Origin of the sequence: Agromyces sp. Root81 (assembly GCF_001429165.1) — a bacterium.
GTDB lineage: Bacteria > Actinomycetota > Actinomycetes > Actinomycetales > Microbacteriaceae > Agromyces.
The window spans coordinates 1,876,033-1,894,608 of record NZ_LMIR01000002.1 but is presented as its reverse complement, the minus strand read 5'-3'; the positions used below and the strand labels follow the sequence as shown (position 1 = coordinate 1,894,608).

The following is an 18,576-nucleotide window of genomic DNA, read 5'->3' as shown; positions in this document are numbered from 1 at the left end:
CCCCTTGTGGGCGTTCACCCTAACAGTCCGCCCCGTCTGCGGGCAGGGGGTGCGAGACTGGGCACATGCTGCCCGAGCCGAACGAACTGCTCGCCACCGCCAGAGTCGTGGCCCTCCCCCTCGTGACGCGGTTCCGCGGCATCGACGTGCGCGAGGCCGTGCTCTTCGAGGGGCCGGAGGGGTGGACCGAATTCTCGCCCTTCGTGGAGTACCCCGACGACGAGGCATCCGCCTGGCTGGCCGCGGCCATCGACTTCGGCTGGACGACCCCGCCGCCCGCGCTGCGCGACCGCATCCCGGTGAACGCGACCGTCCCGGCCGTCGACCCCGACAGCGTCGCCGCGGTGCTCGCGCGATTCCCCGGATGCCGTACGGCGAAGGTCAAGGTCGCGAGCCCCGACCAGACGCTCGCGCAGGACGTGGCGCGGGTGCGCGCCGCGCGCGAGGCGCTCGGCCCCGAGGGACGCATCCGCATCGACGCCAACGCCGGGTGGAACGTCGACGAGGCCGAGCACGCGATCCACGCCCTCGCGCCGTTCGACCTCGAGTACGTCGAGCAGCCCTGCGCGAGCGTCGAGGAGCTCGCCGAGATCCGTCGGCGCACGAAGTACATGGGCGTGCCGATCGCCGCCGACGAGAGCGTGCGCCGCGCCGACGACCCGCTCGCCGTCGCCGAGGCCGGAGCCGCCGACCTGCTCGTGATCAAGGCGCAGCCGCTCGGCGGCATCCACCGCGCGCTCGAGCTCATCGGCCGCACCGGCCTGCCTGTCGTCGTGTCGAGCGCCCTCGACACGAGCATCGGCCTGTCGATGGGCGCGCAGCTCGCGGCATCCGTCACCTCGCTCGAATACGACTGCGGCCTCGGCACGGCCTCGCTGCTGGCAGCGGATGTCACGCGCTCACCCCTCATCCCCGAAAACGGCTCGATCCCGGTCGGCCGGGTGCTGCCCGACCCCGCACTGCTCGAGCGCTACGCCGCCTCGCCCGAGCGCACCGAGTGGTGGTTCGAGCGCATCGTGCGCTGCCATGCGGTGCTCGCGGAGGCCGCGGCCGGCGTCGGATCCGACGTCGACCTCAGCCGGTGACCGTCGCCCGCTCGAGGTACGTCGTGATGGCGTCGCGGTTCTTCGCGAGGCATCCGATGCGCTGATCGAGCTGGGCACGGCGTACGGCGAGGGTCTCGGCGAGTTCACGCTGGATGACCGGGGCCGTGGCGTTCGCGGTGCTCGCAAGGCACGGCAGCATGTCGCGGATCACCGCGGTCGGGATGCCGGCCTCGATGAGCCCGCGCACCTGCTTCACCCGCTCGATCGCCGGTTCCTCGTAATCGCGGTAGCCGTTGTGCTCGCGCGTCGAACTCACGAGGCCCTGCTCCTCGTAGTACCGCAGCAGGCGCGTGGGCACGCCCGTTCGCGTCGAGAGTTCGCCGATGCGCATGCCGCCTCCTGTGTCGTCGCGTGGCTCACGACTTGACCTTCACACTAGTGTCAAGGTTCGACACTGTCGACATGGCTTCACCGATCACCGACCGTTCCGCCCCGCCGCTGCCCGCGACCACCACCCGCCGACCTCGCACGCGCCTGCCCCTCAACGGGCTGCTCGCCCTCGCCGCCGTCGTGTTCACCGGGGTCGTCACCGAGATCCTCCCGGCCGGGCTCCTGCCGCAGATGAGCGCCGACCTCGGGGCATCCGAATCCCAGATCGGCCAGCTCGTGGCGATCTACGCGGTCACCACCGCGATCACCGCGATCCCGCTCACCGCCGTCACCCGCAGCCTGCCGCGGAAGCCCCTGCTCGTCGGGCTCGTCATCGGCTTCGCGCTCGTCAACGGCGTCACGGCGATCGCCGACTCGTACATGGTGATCCTCATCGCCCGCATGTTCGGCGGCATGCTGGCCGGACTCCTCTGGGCGATGGCCGCGGGCTACGCCATGCGCACCGTGGCACCCGAGCACTCGGGCCGCGCCCTCTCGATCGCGATGGTGGGCACCCCGCTCGCCTTCGCGTTCGGCCTGCCGATCGCGACCACCCTCGGCGCCGCGATCGGCTGGCGCGCGGCGTTCGGCGTCATCGCCGTCGTCGGCGTCGGGCTCGCGATCTGGGCTGCGGCAGCACTCCCCTCCTTCGCGGGCGAGCGGTCGGGGCAGCGCCCGTCGCTCTCCTCCGTGCTGCGGATGCCGGGACTCGCGGCCGTGCTCGCGACGACCGCGGCGTTCGTGCTCGCGCACAACATCGCGTACACCTACATCGCCCCGCTCACCGTCGCGTCCGGCATCGACCGCCACCTCGACCTGGCGCTGCTCGTCTTCGGCGTGCTGGCCGTGGTCGGCGTGATCGGCGCCGGCGCCCTCGTCGATCGGCGGATGCGTTCGATGGTGCTCGTCGCGACGGCGCTGCTCGGCCTCGCGATGATCGCCATCGGCCTCTTCGCCGCCCAGCCCGTCGTGGTCTACGTCGCCCTCGGGGCGTGGGGCATCGCCTACGGCACCGCCCCGACCCTGCTGCAGGCGGCTCCCGCCCGCATCGCGGGCGACGCGGCGGATGTCGCGCAGTCCATGGTCGTCGCGACCTGGAACGGCTCGATCGCGGCCGGCGCCTTCCTCGGCGGACTCGCCCTCGACTCGATGGGCGTCGAGGTGCTGCCGTGGCTCGCACTGGCACTGCTCGCGGTCGCCGCCGTCATCGCCGCGACGGCGCGTGCGGCCTTCCGGCCGGTGGGGGCCGGGGCATGACCCCGACCCCATCGGGTCACCGGATCAGAGACCCGAGTAGGCGTGCAGGCCCTTGAAGAAGAGGTTGACCACGGTGAAGTTGAACAGCACCGTCGAGAAGCCGATGATCGCGAGCCACGCCGAGCGCGAGCCGCGCCAGCCGCGCGTCGCACGGGCGTGGATGTAACCGGCGTAGACCACCCAGATGATGAAGGTCCACACCTCCTTGGTGTCCCAGCCCCAGTAGCGGCCCCAGGCCTTCTCGGCCCAGATCGAGCCGGCCATGAGCGTGAAGGTCCACATGATGAAGCCGATGATGTTGATGCGGTAGGCGAGGTTCTCGAGCGTGACCGAATCGGGCAGCGTCGCGAGGAACGTGAGCTTCGCGGCCTTCGCCGTCGCCGCGATCGACTCCCGGCGCGCCTGCATGAGCTGCACGACCGAGAGTGCGAAGCCGAGGGCGAAGAGGCCGACCGACGCGCTCGCCACGAATACGTGGATGACGAGCCACACCGACTGCAGCGCCGGCGGCAACGGGATCGGGCTGACGTAGAAGTTCAGGGCGGCGACGCCGAGCAGCACGAGCACGAGGCCCGTGATGAAGGTGCCGAGGAACCGCAGGTCCTGCTTCGAGACCACGAGCACGACGAGGAAGACCGTGGTGATGATGAGCGTGCCCGTGAGCGCGAACTCGTACATGTTCGCCCACGGCACCCGGCCCGCGGCGAGGCCGCGCAGCACAGTGGCCGAGAGGTGCAGGATCCACGCGAGCACCGTCATCGCGACGCCGACGCGCAGCGATGGCGAACGGCCGTAGGCGACGGCGCCGTCCTGAGCCTGTCGAAGGGATGCCGCCGGCTTCGCCGCGACCGCCGAACTCGGGCCGCCGGATGCACCGACGCCGACGGCCTCCTTCGCCTCGACGCGAGCCGCAGCATCCGTGGCCGCCGTCGCGGCTGCCGAGCGCCGCGCGAGGTCGATCGAGAATGCGATGAATGCGATCGCGTACACGACCATGGCCGAGTACACGCAGAGGATGGAGATCTCGTCGAGCGTCAACTGCACTGTTCTACCTTACGTCGAAGATTTCTCGGGGGCATCTGCGGTTTCGTCCGCGTCCGCCGGCCCCGCGTGCTTGTCGGCGAAGCCGGTCACGGCGTCCTCCAGACCCGGGTCATCGCCGCGGGCGAGCGCGGCGTACTCGAGCACGACGCTCCCGTCGGGCTTCGAGACGGCCTTGACCCACATGCGTCGGCGCGGCACGAAGAGCGAGACGAGCAGCCCGCCGAGGATGAGCGCCGCGAAGGCGAGCACCCACATCTGCGTCGGGTCGTGGTGGATGTCGAAGCTCGCGAAGCGCGAGACGCTCTGCGAGTAGTTGCGGCTCTCGGAGGCGGCGGCATCCGCGTCGTCGTCCACGTCGACCGCGGGGGCGGCGCCGGGGGTGACGTCCTCGAAGGTCACGGTGCCGAGGCCGTTCGGCAGCTCGGCGGTCTGGCCGGGCTTCAGCTCGATCGAGTCGACCCCCGTCTTGCCGCCGTTGAGCTGCTCCATGGTCGACGGATCGAGGGTGTACACCGAGGTCGGCGTTCCCTCGTCGATGCCGAGGTCGCCCGCGTAGACGTTGAGCGTCAGCACCGGCAGGATCAGGTCGGGGTAGCTCGAGGTGTACGCCCCCGAGGTGAGCTCGTGCTGCGTCGGGTAGAAGAAGCCGAGCATGCCGAGCTGCTCGGGCATGCCGTCGGTCACCTTCACGACGCCGATCGAGGTGAGGTTCGCGTCCTGCGGCAGGAACGGTACGGCGTCGGTGAAGACGACCTCGCCGTCGGCGTTCTTCACCGTGATCGTCGGCGCGTAGCCGTTGCCGAGGAGGTACACGTCGGTGCCGTGCGTGTAGAGCGGCTCGTTGACCTTCACGGTACGGTCCTCGGGATCGCCGCCCTGGCCCTGCACGGTCACGTGCGCCGTGAAGTCGATGGGCTGGCCGATCGCATCCTGGTTGCGCGTCTCGTACACCGCGTCGAGGTTCTCGAGCGTGAGGCCGTAGGGCGTCAGCCGGGTGTCGGTGAAGAAGCGTCCCGGGTTGAACGAGTCGTACGCCGCGAGCGTGTTGACGAAGGTCTGCCCCTCGACGATCACGCGCTGGCCCGAGAAGCCGAAGCCGCCGCCGAAGCCGACGGCGACGAGCACGCCGACGAGGGCGGTGTGGAAGACGAGGTTGCCGGTCTCGCGGAGGTAGCCGCGCTCTGCCGAGACGGATGGCTCGCCGCGCAGCTCGTACCGCTCGACGCGGTAGCCCGACTGGCGCAGCTGCTTCGCAGCGGAGTCGATCGCGGCCGCCGCCGTCTCACCCTCGGGAAGGGCTCGCTCCGTGTGACCGGCGAGGCGGGACAGGCGCACCGGTGTGCGCGGCGGCCGGGCGCGCAGCGCCTCGAAGTGGTGCTTCGTGCGCGGGATGATGCAGCCGATGAGCGAGACGAACAGCAGCAGGTAGATCGCCGAGAACCACGCCGAGGTGTACACGTCGAACATCTGGAAGCCGTCGAGGATCGGCGCGAGCTCCGGGTTCTTGTCGAAGTACTGCGTGACGCCGTTGGGGTCGCTCGAACGCTGCGGCACGAGGGAGCCGGGCACCGCCGCGATCGCGAGCAGCAGGAGCAGCAGCAGGGCCGTGCGCATGCTCGTGAGCTGCCGCCAGCCGAAGCGCAGCCACCCGACGAAGCCGAGCTTCGGCTGCGCGATGGAGGCGTCGCCGGCCTCGGGCTCGGTCGAGTCGATGTGGTCGGCGGGCCGCGAAGGGGCGCCCGGGTCAGATTGCGGGGACAAAACCCGTGATCACCGCCTGCAGTTCGTACATCCAGATGGACCAGATCCCCGTCACCATGAGCACGCCGATCACGATGAGCAGCGCGCCTCCCGCGATGTTGATCGCACGGATGTGACGACGGAGGAAGGCGAGCGAGCCCGTCACCCAGCTGAAGCCGGCGGCGACGAGGAGGAACGGGATGCCGAGGCCGACGCAGTACGCGAGGCCGAGCAGCACGCCGCGGCCGGCCGAGGCGGAGTCGGCGCTGAGCGCGAGCACGACGGCGAGGGTCGGGCCGATGCACGGCGTCCAGCCGAGGCCGAACACGACGCCGAGCAGCGGCGCCCCTGCGAGGCCCGTCGCCGGGCGCCACGACGGCTTGATGGTGCGCTGCATGAAGGTGAACTGGCCGATGAAGACGAGCCCCATGAGGATCAGCAGCACCCCGGCGATGCGCACGATCACGTCGGCGTAGCGCACGAGCCACGAACCGGCGAAGCCCGCGATGAGGTTGAAGCTCACGAAGACGACCGTGAACCCGACGATGAAGAGCAGCACGCCGAGCAGCAGCCGGCGACGGTTCTTCCGCTCCGTGGCGGCGTCGGCCGAGGCATCCGTGAAGCCGCCCAGGTAGCCCAGGTAGCCGGGCACGAGCGGCAGGACGCACGGTGAGAGGAACGAGACGAGGCCGGCCGCGATCGCGATCGGCATCGCTGCGAGCAGCTGCCCGTTGAGGACGATCTCGCCCGCACCCATTTCGCTAGGCCTGCTCGGCGAGGAGGTCGTCGATGATCGTCTGCAGGATCGAGGCGTCCTTCAGCTGGCCGAGCACGCGGGCGGCGACCTTGCCGTTCTGGTCGAGCACGATGGTGGTCGGAACGGCGGCGGGCGGCACCCTGCCCGCGAATGCGAGCTGCGCCTCGCCGGTCTCGACGTCGAGCACCGACGGGTAGGTGATGCCGTAGTCCTTCTCGAAGGACGCCGCGTTGGCGGCCTGGTCGCGCACGTTCACGCCGACGAAGCTCACGTCATCGGCCTCGACCTCGTCGTAGACCTCCTGCAGGATGGGCGCCTCGACCCGGCACGGCGCGCAGCCCGCGTACCAGAAGTTGACGACCTGCACCTTGCCCGCGTCATCCGCCGAGTCGTACTGCTCGCCCTCGACCGTCTCACCGGTGAACTCGATGGGGTCGCCACGATCGCCGAAGGGGTAGACCGTGATCGTGCCGTCGCCGGCGATGTAGTTCTTGCCGCTGCCCTCGCGGAACTGGTCGGCGAGCGGGTCGCTCGTGCAGCCGGTCAGCAGCAGGGCTGACGCCACGACCACTGCCGTCATCGACCAACGCCTGCGCATCACACTGCTCCTACATCTGTGGCCTGGGCGGAGAGCCCCGCCGCGGGATCGGTGTAGCCGACCTCGACGAATCGCTCGCCCCGCCGCTCGAGCGTCGTGATGCTCGAGAGGGCGCAGCGCCGACGCCGGGGGTCGTGCGCGAGAGAGATGCCGGCAAGGCGACGGTGCACCATCCAGATCGGCAGCTGGTGGCTGACGATCACGACGTCGCCGCCGTCGGCCGCCTGCCAGGCGTCGCCGATGGCGGCGAGCATACGGTCGGCGATCGACCGGAAGGGCTCGCCCCAGCTCGGTTCCCACGGGTTCACGAGCAACCGCCAGTTGCGGATGTCGCGGAGCGCGCCCTCGGGGCCGCGCATGCGTTTGCCCTCGAAGCGGTTCTCGGGCTCGATCACGCGATCGTCGAGCACCGGTTCGAGGCCGAAGGCCGCGGCGATCGGCTCGGCCGACTGCTGCGTGCGCTGCAGGGGCGAGGAGACGAGGGCGGTGACGGCGCGATCGCGGGTGACGAGGTCGTCGGCGGCGGCCTGCGCCATGCTGCGACCGAGGTCGGAGAGCCCGTATCCCGAGAGTCGCCCGTAGAGCACACCCTGGGGGTTGAACACCTCGCCATGGCGCACGAGATGGATCTGGTCGGCCGGCACGGCTTCCAGTCTAGAGAGCGGCTTCCTTTGAATCCGCCGAGCGTCGGAACCCCCGCGGGTAGGATGGTCGATCGTGAACACCCGCACCCTCGTCAAGAACCTCGCCGCCCTCCCCGACGGCCCCGTCACCGTGTCCGGATGGGTCGAGACCGTGCGCGATCAGAAGAAGGTGCAGTTCGTCATCCTTCGCGACGAGTCGGGTGCCGTGCAGCTCGTGAACCCCGCGACGCGCGAGGTCGAAGAGGGCGCGGACGCCGAGGCATCCGCTCGCCTGGCGACCACCGAGGCCATCTCGGCGCTCGCGCACGGCTCCTTCATCACCGTGACCGGTGAGCTCAAGCACGACGAGCGCGTCAAGCTCGGCGGCCTCGAGGTGAAGATCGCCTCGCTCGAGATCGTCACCGCCGCCAACCCCGAGACGCCCATCGCGGCCGACTCGAGCCTCGACAAGCGCATGGACTGGCGCTTCCTCGACCTGCGTCACCCCAAGCAGGCCCTCATCTTCCGCATCCAGACGACCTTCCTCCACGCGCTCCGCGGCGTGTGGATCGAGAAGGGCCTCATCGAGATCCAGACCCCGAAGCTCATGGCCTCGGCGTCGGAGTCGCGCGCCGAGCTCTTCGAGGTCGAGTACTTCGAGAACAAGGCGTACCTCGCGCAGAGCCCCCAGTTCTTCAAGCAGATGGCACAGGCCGCCGGATTCGGCGGCGTCTTCGAGGTGGGCCCCGCGTTCCGCGCCGACCCCTCGTTCACCTCGCGCCACGCGACCGAGTTCACCTCGATCGACACCGAGATCAGCTGGATCGACTCGCACGAAGACGTCATGGCCCTGCACGAGGAGCTCATGGTCGCCGGCTTCCAGGCCGTCGTCGACAAGCACGGCGCAGAGATCGCCGAGCTCTTCGGCATCGAGCTCGCCGTGCCGTCGCGCCCGTTCCCGCGCATCCCGCTCGCCGAGGCGAAGCAGATCGTCGCCGACCGCGGCTACGTCATCCCCCGCACCGACGACGACATGGACCCCGAGGGCGAACGCCAGATCTCGGCGTACGTCAAGGAGGCGTTCGGGCACGACTTCGTGTTCCTCGTCGACTACGCGTCGAGCATCCGGCCGTTCTACCACATGCGCCACGAGGGCGACCCGAGCCTCACGAACTCCTACGACCTCATCTACAACGGCGTCGAGATCTCGACGGGCGCGCAGCGCGAGCACCGCATCGACGTGCTCGTCGAGCAGGCTCGCGACAAGGGCATGGACCCCGAGGAGCTCGAGTTCTACCTCGACTTCTTCCGCTACGGCGTGCCGCCGCACGGCGGCTTCGGCATGGGCCTCGCGCGCGTGCTGATGCTCATGCTCGAGGAGCACTCGATCCGCGAGACGACGTACCTCTTCCGCGGACCGACGCGCCTGCTTCCCTAGATTCCACGTGGTCCCGCTGAGCGACCTACGGGCTCGGTACCTGATGCCGAAGACCGTGACGCCGAGGAGCGCCGCAGCGGTCCACCGCACGAACGATCGGCTCCTCCGGGCATTCCTGATCCTTCAGGGTGCGCCGGTGCTCCTGTTCATCGTCTTCCTCCTCGCGTCGCTGTTCCTCTCGGGCGGACAGACGTACCCCGACGACAGCCCCCGTTGGGACGTCATCGTTCGCTACCCGGCGCTGGTCATCCCGGCGTGGCTCGTCGTCGTCCTCGCCGCGGGGGCGGCGATCGTGCTCGTCCCCCTCGTCGCGACAACGCGGGTGTCCCGCGTGGAGCGATTGAACGCGGCGCTGTCGTTCTCTGCAGGTGCGATGATCGCCGACGCCGCGTTCGCCTTCGCGTTCCCTCAAGCCCACGGTGTGCTTCCCGATCCGCGCACCGAATCCTCGAGCGAACTCGACTTCCTCGGAGCGCACTGGATCGGAGCATGCGTCGCCGGCGTCTGCGTGGTTGCGGCGCTCGTCCGACTCATCCCGTACGGCCGCAGATCTGATCGACTGCGACGTGCCGCCCTCACCACCTGGACCCTGATCCGCATGCCAGTCGAGGAGCCCGCACGTTTCTCTCTCGAGATCCCGGCCGGCTGGCGTTACACCGAGGTCGCCGGCGAACGCGGCACCTGGCGCTACGCGGCCCCTTCCTCTCTCGACCCGCTCGTCCCGCGCGTGGAGATCACGGTCGCGCACCGGCGCGCGCACCGGAGATCGACCTTCGCTACGGAGCACCCGACCGTCGTCGGCTCGGAGTGGTCGCACGACACGGTCGGCACCCTCCTGACCCGTCTGCATCCGATCCCCTCGCGCGACGATCCGCGAAGCGGTCTCGACATCACGGTCACGATCGCGGGCGGCGACCACCTGACTCGCGGAGCCTGTCAGGAGCTCGCGGACAGAATCCTCGAGAGCTTCAGGTGGACGCGCGATGGTGCAGGCGTCTCTGCGGCCGTGCGGGCCGAGCGCCGCCATGAGTTCCGTGCGAGGTCGTAGGCTCGGAGCATGACCGAGCCCACGCCCATGATCCGCATCGAGGGCGGCGCGTTCCGCATGGGCTCCGACGAGTTCTACGCCGACGAGACGCCCGTGCACGAGCGCACGGTCGACGCGTTCGAGCTCGACGTGCACCCGGTCACCAACGAGCAGTTCGCCGCGTTCGTCGAGGCGACCGGCTACGTCACGGTCGCCGAGCGCCCGCTCGATCCGATCGACTTCCCAGGCGTCGACCCCACCGATCTCGTGCCCGGCGGGCTCGTCTTCACGCCGACCTCGGGCCCCGTCGACCTGCGCGAGTGGCGGCAGTGGTGGCGCTGGGGTGCCGGCGCGAGCTGGCGGCATCCGTTCGGGCCAGAAGCATCCGTCGACGCGCTCGTCGACCGCCCTGCCCACCCGGTCGTGCAGGTGAGCTTCGAGGATGCCACGGCCTATGCCGAATGGGCCGGCAAGCGACTGCCCACCGAGGCCGAGTTCGAGTTCGCCGCCCGCGGCGGGCTCGACGGCGCGCGCTTCGCGTGGGGCGGCGAGGAGTTCCCCGACGGCAGGCTCATGGTGAACCGGTGGCAGGGATCCTTCCCGTACCGCAACACGGGGGCGGAGGGATGGGCCGGCACCTCCCCCGTGATGACGTTCCCGGCGAACGGCTACGGCCTCTTCGACGTCACCGGCAACGTGTGGGAGTGGACGACCGACTTCTACACCGCCCGCCACAACCCGCCAGGCGTCGAGGCGGTCGACGCCGAACGTCGGCCGAACCTGCTCGCGGCGGCCTCGGCCGAGCCCGGCTCGCGCATCCCGCGCCGAGTGCTCAAGGGCGGCTCGCACCTGTGCTCCCCCGACTACTGCCTGCGCTATCGCCCGGCGGCCCGCTCCCCGCAGGCGGATGACTCGGCGACGACGCACATCGGCTTCCGCTGCGCCCGCGACGTCTGATCGCGCTCTACTCGACCGGCGCTCGCACCGCAGCGTCGAGCGTCGGGTAGACCCGCCCGGCGGCCTCGAGCCCGGCGAACCAGCTCGTGCGACGCGCGACCTCCGCCCCCGACTCCGGAACGGCGGCGAGACGCAACTCGACGCCGGTCGCCGCGAGCTCGCGGTCGAGGTCGGCGAGCGTGTCGAGCACCGTGATCGAGGTCGCCGAGAGCCGGGTGAGTTCGAGGGCGACCGCCCGGATGCCCGCGCCATCAGGAGCGGCATCAGCAGCGGCATCGGCCGCGGCGGCGAGCACCGCGTTCTCGTTGGCGACGACGTTCGCCGTGTAGAGCGGGCCGACGAGCCGCACCGGCAGCACGCCGTCGACCGGCTCGGCGACGTCGATGCGCAGCCGGTTGAGCTCGCGCAGCACGACGACGAAGGTGGCGAGGATGCCCACGACCACCGCGAGCAGCAGGCCGGCGGTGAGCCCCACGAACGCCGTGGCGACGGCGATCCAGAAGTCGTTCCGGCTGATCCGCCAGAAGCGCACGAGCGAGCCGACATCGATGAGGCTGATCACCGCGACGAACACGAGCGCGGCGAGCGTCGCCTGCGGCAGCAGGCTCAGCACCGGCCCGAGGAATAGCGCCACGAGCACGGCGAGCACGACCGTGACGATCGTCGCGAACTGCGTGCGCGCGCCCGCCCCCTGGTTGACGGCGCTCTGCGAGAAACCGCCGGCCGCGGGCAGCACCTGGAAGAACGAGCCGACGGTGTTGGCTGCGCCGGTCGCGAAGAGCTCCTGATCGCTGTCGATCTGCGGTTCGCCGGGCTTGCGGATGCCCCGTGCCACCGCCGCGGACTCGAGGAACGCCATCACCGCGATCGCCAGCGCGCCGGGCAGCAGCTCGGGCACGTGCGCGAACGAGGGCAGCGACGGCGGCGGGAAGCCCTGCGGGACCGGCGGGATGAGTTCGACGCCCGCCCCTTCGAGACCGGCGAACGCGACGAGCAGGATGCCGCCGGCGACGACGATCAGCGGCCCCGGCACGCGCGGGGCGAACCGCTTGAGCACGACGAGCACGATGATCGATCCGACCGAGAGGGCGATCGTCGCCGGGTTCGCGCCGGGCACCGCCTCGACAACGGCGACGAGCGAGCGGATGAATCCATGGCCCGAGAAGTTCGACGTCTCACCGAGGAGCTTCGGCAGCTGCCCGACCGCGACCGTGGCGCCGACGCCGACCTGGATGCCGACGATCGTCGCCTTCGAGATGTTCTCGACGAGGGAGCCGAGTCGGAGGAGTCGGCAGACGAGCAGGAGCATCCCGACCATGAGCGTGAGCGCCATGAGGTCGGGCACGGGGTCGTCGGAGCCCGCGGCGACGCCTGCGGAGACGAGCGTCGTCGCGGTCAGCGTGGCGATCGTCGACGTCGTCGACACGCTCATCGCCCGGGAGCCGCCGAGCATGGCGTACACGAGCATCGGCACCATGCACGTGTACAGACCGATCTGCACGGGCAGGTTCGCGATCGTCGCGTACGCCATCGCCTGCGGGATGACGACGGCGCCGGCCGAGAGTCCGGCGAGCAGGTCGGGACCGAGCCATCCGCGCTGGTAACCCCGAAGGGTCGGGAACAGCAGCGGTCGCCGCCGCACTGCAACGCTCGTCTGCGGCATCCGCTGCCCTACGCCGCCGGGTCGGGGAAGACCGCCGCCCAGTCGTGCTGCACGCTCACGACCGTGAAGTCGTGCTCGGATGCCGCGGCGAGCGCCTGCTCGGCCCCCTTGTCGTAAGGGGTGTCGCCCCGGCCGGTGTCGTCGTCGTGATGCACGAGCAGGGTGAGGTGCTGCGGGCTGCCCTGCGCGTACCGGAGCATCTGGATGTCGCCGTTGGAGTTTCCGGCGGCGAGGATCGGACGGCGTCCGACCCGCGTCCAGATGCGCACCGGCTTCACGGGGCCGTCGTCCATGAAGTCGAACGTCGAGTGGTAGTGCACCTGGTTCGATGCCTCGTCATAGCCGAGCCCGAGCGCCGAACCGATGACGCGTTCCGGAGGGATGCCGTAGTACTCGGCGGTCATCGGCCGCATGAAGTCGCGGTCGCCGCCCGAGACGATGTAGTTCGCGAAGCCGTTGGCCTCGAGGTACCGCAGCAGCTCCACCATGGGTTGGTAAACGACCTCGGCATACGGCCGGTGCAACGTCAGGTGCCGGGCGTCGCGGTAGAAGTCGGCGACCATCGCCGCATACTGCTCGACGTCCAGATCGGCGGCCGAGGCGAGCATCGCCCCGATCATGACCTTGAGGTCGGAGTCGTCGCCCGCGTAGTGCTTGTCGAGCGCTCCCCCGAGCCACGAGAAGTCGCCGGTGACCGCGGACTTGTAGGGCTGCTGCTCCGCGAGCGACGGGTCGGCGGCCGCCGCCGCAACCCACTGCTGCACGATGAAGTGCAGCTGCGTCGGCATGGGCTTCTCGGTCCAGAGCGTGCCGTCGTTGTCGAAGACGGCGACGCGGTCCTCGACCGGCACGGCATCCGGCCCCTGGGTGACCGATGCCACGAAGTCGAGGATCGCGTCGCGGGTCGCGCCGTCCGTCCACGACGGCAGCGCCCGCACGGCGTCGTTCGTCGCGCTCACTGCCGGGTCATCGCGATCTGCATCCGGTGCGCCGGGTCGATGAGGTGGTCGTGGTCGTCGTCGCCGACATCGATGCGCACCCAGGAGATCTTGCCCGTGAACGCGTTGCCGGTCGCCGTGTAGTCGGCCGAGACGGGAGACGCGACATCCGCTCCGACGTCGACCGTCTCGTCCATCGAGAAGAAGAACGGCAGCGTGCGGTTCACCCGGCCCTCGCCGAGCTTTGTCTCGCCGTCGGAGAGCGTGACTGTGCCGCCCTTGCCGAGGCCGCCGCCGTCGTACGCGAAGTGCACGCGGAGTTCGTGGACGCCCGGCTCGAGCACGGCCTCGGAGGTCGTGTAGTCGGTCTCGATGCCCATGATGTTGTACGCGAAGCGCAGCGCGCCCTCGTGCAGGTACGTGCTCCACCCGCCGTAGGAACCGCCCTGCGCGATGATCACGCCGCCCGCGCCGGACACGGGGATGGTCACCTTCGCCGTCACGGTGAACGACTTGTTCTTGATGTTGATGACCGAGTTCTCACTGAGGCGCTTCATGCCCGAGTAGAGGGTCTGCGAGGTGCCCTTCACGAGGGCGGGGCGTCCGGCGATCTCCTCGTTGAACCGCTCGGCCGATCGGATGTCCATGGGCAGCACGTTGAAGCGCGCGGCCTGGATCAGGAACAGCCGCTGCAGCTCCGCGAGCTTCGCGGGTTCTTTCGCCGCGAGGTCGTTGGACTGGGTCCAGTCCTCCTCGACGTTGTAGAGCTCCCACACGTCGTCGTCGAGGCCGTGGTCGGATCCGAGCCACGGGTCCTTGTGCTTGGCGACCGCGGTCCAGCCCTTGTGGAAGATGGCCCGGTTGCCGAGCATCTCGAAGTACTGGGTGGTGTGCACCTCTTCGGCGTCGGCGGAGGGGAACGTGGAGTTCATGGGCGTGCCCTCGTAGGGCCGCTGCGTGACGCCGTGCACCGTCGCCGGCTCGGGGATGCCGGCCGCGGCGAGCACCGTCGGCGCCACGTCGATGACGTGCGCGAACTGGTTGCGGATCTCGCCGCGCGCCTCGATGCCGTTCGGCCACGAGACGATCGTGCCGTTGCGGGTGCCGCCCCAGTGGCTCGCCACCTGCTTCGTCCACTGGTAGGGCGTGTCCATCGCGTGCGCCCAGCCGATCGCGTAGTGGTTGTACGAGCGGGGCGTGCCGAGGTCGTCCTGGTGCTCGATGAGGTAGGCGTCGTCTTCGAGCTCGTTCATGTGGTTGATCGTGAACGCCTCGTTGGTCGTGCCCTTCATCGTGCCCTCGGCGGATGCCCCGTTGTCGCCGATGATCACGTAGACGAGCGTGTCGTCGAGCACGTCGAGCTCTTCGAGGGCGTCGAGCAGCTCGCCGACGTAGTGGTCGGCGTACTCGAGGTATCCGGCGTACACCTCCATCTCGCGGGCGAGCACGGGGTGCAGATCGGGGTTCATCTCGTCCCACGCGGGGATGCCGGGGCTGCGCTCGGTGAGCACCGCGTTCTCGGGGATGACGCCGAGGGCCTTCTGCCGTGCGAAGGTCTCCTCGCGCACCGCGTCCCAGCCCTGGTCGAACTTGCCGGCGTACTTGTCAGCCCATTCGGCGGGCACGTGGTGCGGGGCGTGGGTCGCGCCCGGCGCGAAGTAGGTGAAGAAGGGCTTGTCAGGGGCGAGCGCCTTCTGCTGCTTGGTCCAGTCGATGGCCTTCTGGGTCATGTCGGCCATGAAGTGGTAGCCCTCTTCGGGCGTGCCCCATGGTTCGATCGGCGACGTGTTCTCGTAGATCGCGGGGTACCATTGGTTGGTCTCGCCGCCGATGAACCCGTAGAAGTACTCGAAGCCGCCGCCGGGGTGCGGCCAATGGTCGAACGGGCCGACGGGGCTCGACTCCCAGACCGGCACCTCGTGGCACTTGCCGAACTGGGCCGTGCTGTAGCCGTTGAGCTTCAGCGTCTCGGCGAGGGGCGCGCAGTTGTTCGGGCGCAGCGAGCTGTAGCCGGGAGCGCTCGTGGCGATCTCGGTGATGCCGCCCATGCCGACGGTGTGGTGGTTGCGGCCGGAGAGCAGCGCGGCGCGCGTCGGCGAGCAGAGCGCGGTCGTGTGGAAGCGCGTGTACTTCAGGCCCTGGGCCGCGACCCGCTCGAAGTTCGGGGTGTGCACCGGGCCGCCGAAGGCGCTTGAGGCGCCGAAGCCGGTGTCGTCGATGAGCACGACGAGCACGTTGGGCGCCCCCTCCGGCGGCAGCAGCCGTTCGATCGGCGGGTAGTGCGTGTCGGGGTCGGTCGCGTCGTAGGTGACGGTGCCCGTATAGGCCAGGTCCGGAATCGGAAGTGTCGAACGCTGGACGTCGGGCTTGCTGCTCACAGTCGGTCTCCCTGGTCTGGAAGGGCGACGGCGAGCGGCGGATGTCCCTGCCCTCACCCTTCCCGCTCAGAAGCCGTCGACCCCCGACGGCTTCCTCTCCACCGTGGCACACGGCGAGCGCCGTGACAATGACGACACGGCCGCGGGAAGGGCTCCGGCTCGTGGTGAAGGGACTCGAACACTGCTAGCCGAGGTCGGCGTAGCGGATGGGCGGAGGGCACGCAGTAGTGACCTCATCCCAGGACGGCGCCTTGCCCTGTTCTTCGAGTTCCGCGAAGTCGTCGATGAACCCGGAGTAGGCGTCCCATCGGTCGCTTGTCGTGAACTGCTCGATGAACGTCTCTTTTGACGGCGGAGTGTCGACCGGGAGGCCGAGTCCGCTGAGGCAGTCACGGGTTGCCAGCTCATACGAATACAGCTGTGCGAGGGCGCGAGGGTCGACGTCCGTCGGACCGCTCCAGCCGGTGCTCTCCGAGCACGTCCGATACACCTCCGCCACGAGCGGACGTTGCTCTTCCGTCTCGCCGACCACCGAGAACGATTCCTTGCCTGAGACCGCGACCGGCCAGCCGTTCTCCTCCATGCAAGCGAGGACGTCGCGAAACGCCTGTTCCCGTCGCTCCAACCCCGCTTGAATCTCATTCAGGAGAGCAGGATCCATCTGAATCTCAGTGGGAGCATCGCCGCGAACGCTCGAAGGATCGGGCTCGTCCGAAGCTGAGGAGCACGCTGCCAGGGTGAGTGCGAGGCCGGCCAAGCCGACCAGAGCGGTTCGGCGCTGAATCATCCACGAATCGTATGTCGGATGCGTGGCCGTATACACGCCGAGGAAGGATCATGTGCCGAAAGGAGCATGCCCGGCGCTGCGCTTCAGCCGGCGAGCAGCGCCGTCTTCAGCCGCACCGGGTCGATGCGCCAGTAGTTGTGCACGACGTCGTCGATGAGCAGCACGGGGATCTCCTCCGCGTAGCGCGCGCGCAATTGCTCATCGTCGAGGATCGAGCGCTCGTCGAGGGCGATGCGGGGCGGGGCATCCGTCGCCTCGATCTCGGCGATCACGCCCTGCACGACCTCCCGTGCGTCGTCGCAGAGGTGGCAGCCGGGCTTGCCGATGAGGGTCAGGCGGATGTCGCGAGCCATACGTCAATGGTAGGCGGGTCCTCGACCGACGGCGTCCGGGTACAGCGAAAAGCGCCAGGCCGCAGGGCCTGACGCTCAGCCGTCGTCTCGAAGGACTACTTCTTGTTGCGACGCTGGTGGCGCGTCTTGCGAAGCAGCTTGCGGTGCTTCTTCTTCGCCATACGCTTGCGGCGCTTCTTGATGACGGAACCCATCAGAACCTCACAGAAAAGATCGAGTCGGACGCGCGTGCCGCGGCCGGAGGCCAGAAAGCCTCGGGGTAGTCTACCGGATCCGCATGGCAGCCTGCGCCCGATGGGTTAGCGTCGTGGGATGCCCCGCCCCGATCTCGTGATCCGCACCACCGAGGAAGCCGACTGGCAGGCCGTCCGCGCCCTGCGTCTCGAGATGCTGCGCGACACCCCGCTGGCCTACGGCGAGACGCTCGCCACGGCCCTCGACGCCGACGAGGCGACGTGGCGGGCCCGCGCCGCGCGGGGCACGACGCCCCGGCAGACCTCGGTCGTCGCGATCGACGGCGACCACTGGATCGGTCACATGGGCGGCTACATTCCGGATGCCACGTCGGGCCCGATGCTCGTCGGCGTCTACGTCGCGCCCGAGCACCGAGGTGACGACGCCGGCGTCTCCCGCCTGCTGCTCGACGCGGTCGAGCAGTGGGCGCGCGGCTTCGGCAGCACGCTGCGGCTCGAGGTGCACGAGGACAACCCGCGGGCGATCCGCTTCTACGAGAAGCTCGGCTTCACGCGCACGGGCCGAAGCCGCGAGTACGAGCTCACGCCGGGCGGCCTTGAACTCGAGATGATCAAGCCGCTGCACTGAGTTCCTCCGCTGGTTGAGCTCGTCGAAACCCGCACGGCAGACTGGGCGCATGACTGCGTTCGTCGAAGTGCTGCTCGTCATCGCCATCCTCGGCACCGGCCTGGTTGCCGGCGTCTTCTTCGCGTTCTCGGGCTTCGTCACCCAGGGCATCGGGCGCCTGCCGGACGCTGAGGCGGCACGAGCGATGCGCGAGATCAACGTCACCGCGGTGCGGGCGCCGCTCATGCTCGCGATCTTCGGCACGGCGCTCGTGGTCGCGGTGCTCGCCGTCTTCGCGTTCCTCGGCGAGCCCGAGGGCGCGACGTGGTGGGCGATCGGCGGCGCGGCGCTCTACCTGATCGGCGTGGTCGGCGTGACGGGCGGTGCGAACGTGCCGCGCAACAACCGTCTGGCGGCACCCGACGAAACGGATGCCCCGGCGCTCGCCGCTGCCTGGCAGGCCTTCCGCCCCGGGTGGCTCGCGTGGAACCACGTGCGCACGATCGCCTCGACCGCGGCGTGCCTGGCGTTCGTGCTCGCTGCCCTCATCGGCGGCTGAGCCCGCACGGCATCGGGGCAGTGGTACCCCGGTACCACGCGGCATCCTCCCTGCGATGGAGGCAGGGCGAGGCAAGCTCCTCCAGTGGGTCGATGCGGGGAGCTTGCTCCGGTTCGTAGCGTGAAGGACGGGCGATTCCGCCCTGCTTCCCGCAACGACCGCCCCGATGAGAGGCTGCCCG

General features: G+C 69.6%; 19 protein-coding genes. 7 read left to right on the top strand and 12 right to left on the bottom strand.

From position 1 onward, the window contains the following. Positions 1-65 precede the first annotated feature (65 nt). On the top strand, positions 66-1,085 hold the full coding sequence (locus ASE14_RS14000; protein ID WP_056655609.1) for an o-succinylbenzoate synthase: 1,020 nt from the start codon (positions 66-68) through the stop codon (positions 1,083-1,085). Here ASE14_RS14000 and ASE14_RS13995 read toward each other — a convergent pair. After that, the gene (locus ASE14_RS13995) at positions 1,075-1,437 is read right to left on the bottom strand and encodes a MerR family transcriptional regulator (protein WP_056655605.1); all 363 of its coding nucleotides are present in this window, start codon (positions 1,435-1,437) and stop codon (positions 1,075-1,077) included. The genes ASE14_RS14000 and ASE14_RS13995 overlap by 11 nt on opposite strands. Before the next feature lie 71 nt (positions 1,438-1,508). Here ASE14_RS13995 and ASE14_RS13990 point away from each other — a divergent pair, with 71 nt between their 5' ends. Then, on the top strand, positions 1,509-2,732 hold the full coding sequence (locus ASE14_RS13990; protein ID WP_056655602.1) for an MFS transporter: 1,224 nt from the start codon (positions 1,509-1,511) through the stop codon (positions 2,730-2,732). A gap of 24 nt (positions 2,733-2,756) precedes the next feature. Here the strand turns inward: ASE14_RS13990 and ccsB are convergent, their stop codons facing one another. The 5 genes from ccsB to ASE14_RS13965 are packed head-to-tail and all read right to left on the bottom strand — an operon-like array spanning position 2,757 to position 7,515. Beyond that, positions 2,757-3,728, bottom strand: coding sequence for a c-type cytochrome biogenesis protein CcsB (gene ccsB / locus ASE14_RS13985; RefSeq protein ID WP_082600902.1), 972 nt, complete (start codon positions 3,726-3,728; stop codon positions 2,757-2,759). Positions 3,729-3,785: 57 nt separating this feature from the next. Next, positions 3,786-5,537 carry a cytochrome c biogenesis protein ResB gene (locus ASE14_RS13980; RefSeq protein ID WP_056655596.1) on the bottom strand — a complete coding sequence of 584 codons (1,752 nt, stop codon included), beginning with the start codon at positions 5,535-5,537 and terminating at the stop codon, positions 3,786-3,788. Further along, positions 5,521-6,273, bottom strand: a complete 753-nt coding sequence (locus ASE14_RS13975) for a cytochrome c biogenesis CcdA family protein (RefSeq protein WP_056655593.1) — start codon at positions 6,271-6,273, stop codon at positions 5,521-5,523. Before ASE14_RS13975 ends, ASE14_RS13980 begins: the two co-directional genes overlap by 17 nt. A 4-nt stretch (positions 6,274-6,277) precedes the next feature. Next, positions 6,278-6,853, bottom strand: coding sequence for a TlpA disulfide reductase family protein (locus tag ASE14_RS13970; RefSeq protein WP_235511396.1), 576 nt, complete (start codon positions 6,851-6,853; stop codon positions 6,278-6,280). 17 nt (positions 6,854-6,870) lie between these two features. Then, the gene (locus ASE14_RS13965) at positions 6,871-7,515 is read right to left on the bottom strand and encodes a histidine phosphatase family protein (RefSeq protein WP_056655589.1); all 645 of its coding nucleotides are present in this window, start codon (positions 7,513-7,515) and stop codon (positions 6,871-6,873) included. 73 nt (positions 7,516-7,588) lie between these two features. Between ASE14_RS13965 and aspS the strand changes: the two genes are divergently transcribed. From aspS to ASE14_RS13950, 3 genes are read left to right on the top strand one after another with little or no spacing between them, the layout of a single operon-like run. After that, positions 7,589-8,932 carry an aspartate--tRNA(Asn) ligase gene (gene aspS / locus ASE14_RS13960; RefSeq protein WP_056655585.1) on the top strand — a complete coding sequence of 448 codons (1,344 nt, stop codon included), beginning with the start codon at positions 7,589-7,591 and terminating at the stop codon, positions 8,930-8,932. Between the two features lie 43 nt (positions 8,933-8,975). Then, positions 8,976-9,980, top strand: a complete 1,005-nt coding sequence (locus ASE14_RS13955) for a hypothetical protein (protein ID WP_056655583.1) — start codon at positions 8,976-8,978, stop codon at positions 9,978-9,980. Between the two features lie 9 nt (positions 9,981-9,989). Then, positions 9,990-10,916 (top strand): formylglycine-generating enzyme family protein, encoded by a 927-nt coding sequence (locus tag ASE14_RS13950; RefSeq protein ID WP_235511395.1) that lies wholly within the window; start codon positions 9,990-9,992, stop codon positions 10,914-10,916. A gap of 7 nt (positions 10,917-10,923) precedes the next feature. Here the strand turns inward: ASE14_RS13950 and ASE14_RS13945 are convergent, their stop codons facing one another. From ASE14_RS13945 to ASE14_RS20140, 6 genes are all read right to left on the bottom strand, one after another. Then, positions 10,924-12,579, bottom strand: coding sequence for a SulP family inorganic anion transporter (locus tag ASE14_RS13945; protein WP_056655580.1), 1,656 nt, complete (start codon positions 12,577-12,579; stop codon positions 10,924-10,926). Between the two features lie 8 nt (positions 12,580-12,587). Further along, positions 12,588-13,538, bottom strand: coding sequence for an HAD family phosphatase (locus tag ASE14_RS13940; protein ID WP_235511393.1), 951 nt, complete (start codon positions 13,536-13,538; stop codon positions 12,588-12,590). Further along, entirely contained in the window at positions 13,535-15,895 is a 2,361-nt protein-coding gene (locus ASE14_RS13935; RefSeq protein WP_056655578.1) for an arylsulfatase, read from the bottom strand. The genes ASE14_RS13940 and ASE14_RS13935 overlap by 4 nt, the downstream gene beginning before the upstream one ends. 184 nt (positions 15,896-16,079) lie before the next feature. Next, complete coding sequence (locus tag ASE14_RS13930; RefSeq protein ID WP_157372989.1) at positions 16,080-16,682, bottom strand: hypothetical protein; 603 nt, start codon at positions 16,680-16,682, stop codon at positions 16,080-16,082. Between the two features lie 83 nt (positions 16,683-16,765). Next, entirely contained in the window at positions 16,766-17,035 is a 270-nt protein-coding gene (locus ASE14_RS13925; protein WP_056655572.1) for a glutaredoxin family protein, read from the bottom strand. Positions 17,036-17,130: 95 nt separating this feature from the next. Continuing rightward, complete coding sequence (locus ASE14_RS20140; RefSeq protein WP_003792170.1) at positions 17,131-17,229, bottom strand: 30S ribosomal protein bS22; 99 nt, start codon at positions 17,227-17,229, stop codon at positions 17,131-17,133. A gap of 118 nt (positions 17,230-17,347) precedes the next feature. On the opposite strand from ASE14_RS20140, the gene ASE14_RS13920 reads away from it, so the two are divergent. Further along, positions 17,348-17,857, top strand: coding sequence for a GNAT family N-acetyltransferase (locus tag ASE14_RS13920; RefSeq protein ID WP_056655569.1), 510 nt, complete (start codon positions 17,348-17,350; stop codon positions 17,855-17,857). A gap of 49 nt (positions 17,858-17,906) precedes the next feature. Further along, positions 17,907-18,395, top strand: coding sequence for a DUF1772 domain-containing protein (locus tag ASE14_RS13915; RefSeq protein WP_056655566.1), 489 nt, complete (start codon positions 17,907-17,909; stop codon positions 18,393-18,395). Positions 18,396-18,576: the final 181 nt, after the last annotated feature.

Bases quoted from the DNA above. Each gene is read 5' to 3' on its own strand.
- ASE14_RS13930 (WP_157372989.1), bottom strand. From the start codon at position 16,682: ATGATTCAGCGCCGAACCGCTCTGGTCGGCTTGGCCGGCCTCGCACTC.
- ASE14_RS13990 (WP_056655602.1), top strand. From the start codon at position 1,509: ATGGCTTCACCGATCACCGACCGTTCCGCCCCGCCGCTGCCCGCGACC.
- ASE14_RS13915 (WP_056655566.1), top strand. From the start codon at position 17,907: ATGACTGCGTTCGTCGAAGTGCTGCTCGTCATCGCCATCCTCGGCACC.
- ASE14_RS13955 (WP_056655583.1), top strand. From the start codon at position 8,976: ATGCCGAAGACCGTGACGCCGAGGAGCGCCGCAGCGGTCCACCGCACG.
- ASE14_RS13975 (WP_056655593.1), bottom strand. From the start codon at position 6,273: ATGGGTGCGGGCGAGATCGTCCTCAACGGGCAGCTGCTCGCAGCGATG.
- ASE14_RS13945 (WP_056655580.1), bottom strand. From the start codon at position 12,579: ATGCCGCAGACGAGCGTTGCAGTGCGGCGGCGACCGCTGCTGTTCCCG.
- ccsB (WP_082600902.1), bottom strand. From the start codon at position 3,728: ATGGTCGTGTACGCGATCGCATTCATCGCATTCTCGATCGACCTCGCG.
- ASE14_RS13950 (WP_235511395.1), top strand. From the start codon at position 9,990: ATGACCGAGCCCACGCCCATGATCCGCATCGAGGGCGGCGCGTTCCGC.
- ASE14_RS13920 (WP_056655569.1), top strand. From the start codon at position 17,348: ATGCCCCGCCCCGATCTCGTGATCCGCACCACCGAGGAAGCCGACTGG.
- ASE14_RS20140 (WP_003792170.1), bottom strand. From the start codon at position 17,229: ATGGGTTCCGTCATCAAGAAGCGCCGCAAGCGTATGGCGAAGAAGAAG.
- ASE14_RS13995 (WP_056655605.1), bottom strand. From the start codon at position 1,437: ATGCGCATCGGCGAACTCTCGACGCGAACGGGCGTGCCCACGCGCCTG.
- ASE14_RS13970 (WP_235511396.1), bottom strand. From the start codon at position 6,853: ATGACGGCAGTGGTCGTGGCGTCAGCCCTGCTGCTGACCGGCTGCACG.
- ASE14_RS14000 (WP_056655609.1), top strand. From the start codon at position 66: ATGCTGCCCGAGCCGAACGAACTGCTCGCCACCGCCAGAGTCGTGGCC.
- ASE14_RS13925 (WP_056655572.1), bottom strand. From the start codon at position 17,035: ATGGCTCGCGACATCCGCCTGACCCTCATCGGCAAGCCCGGCTGCCAC.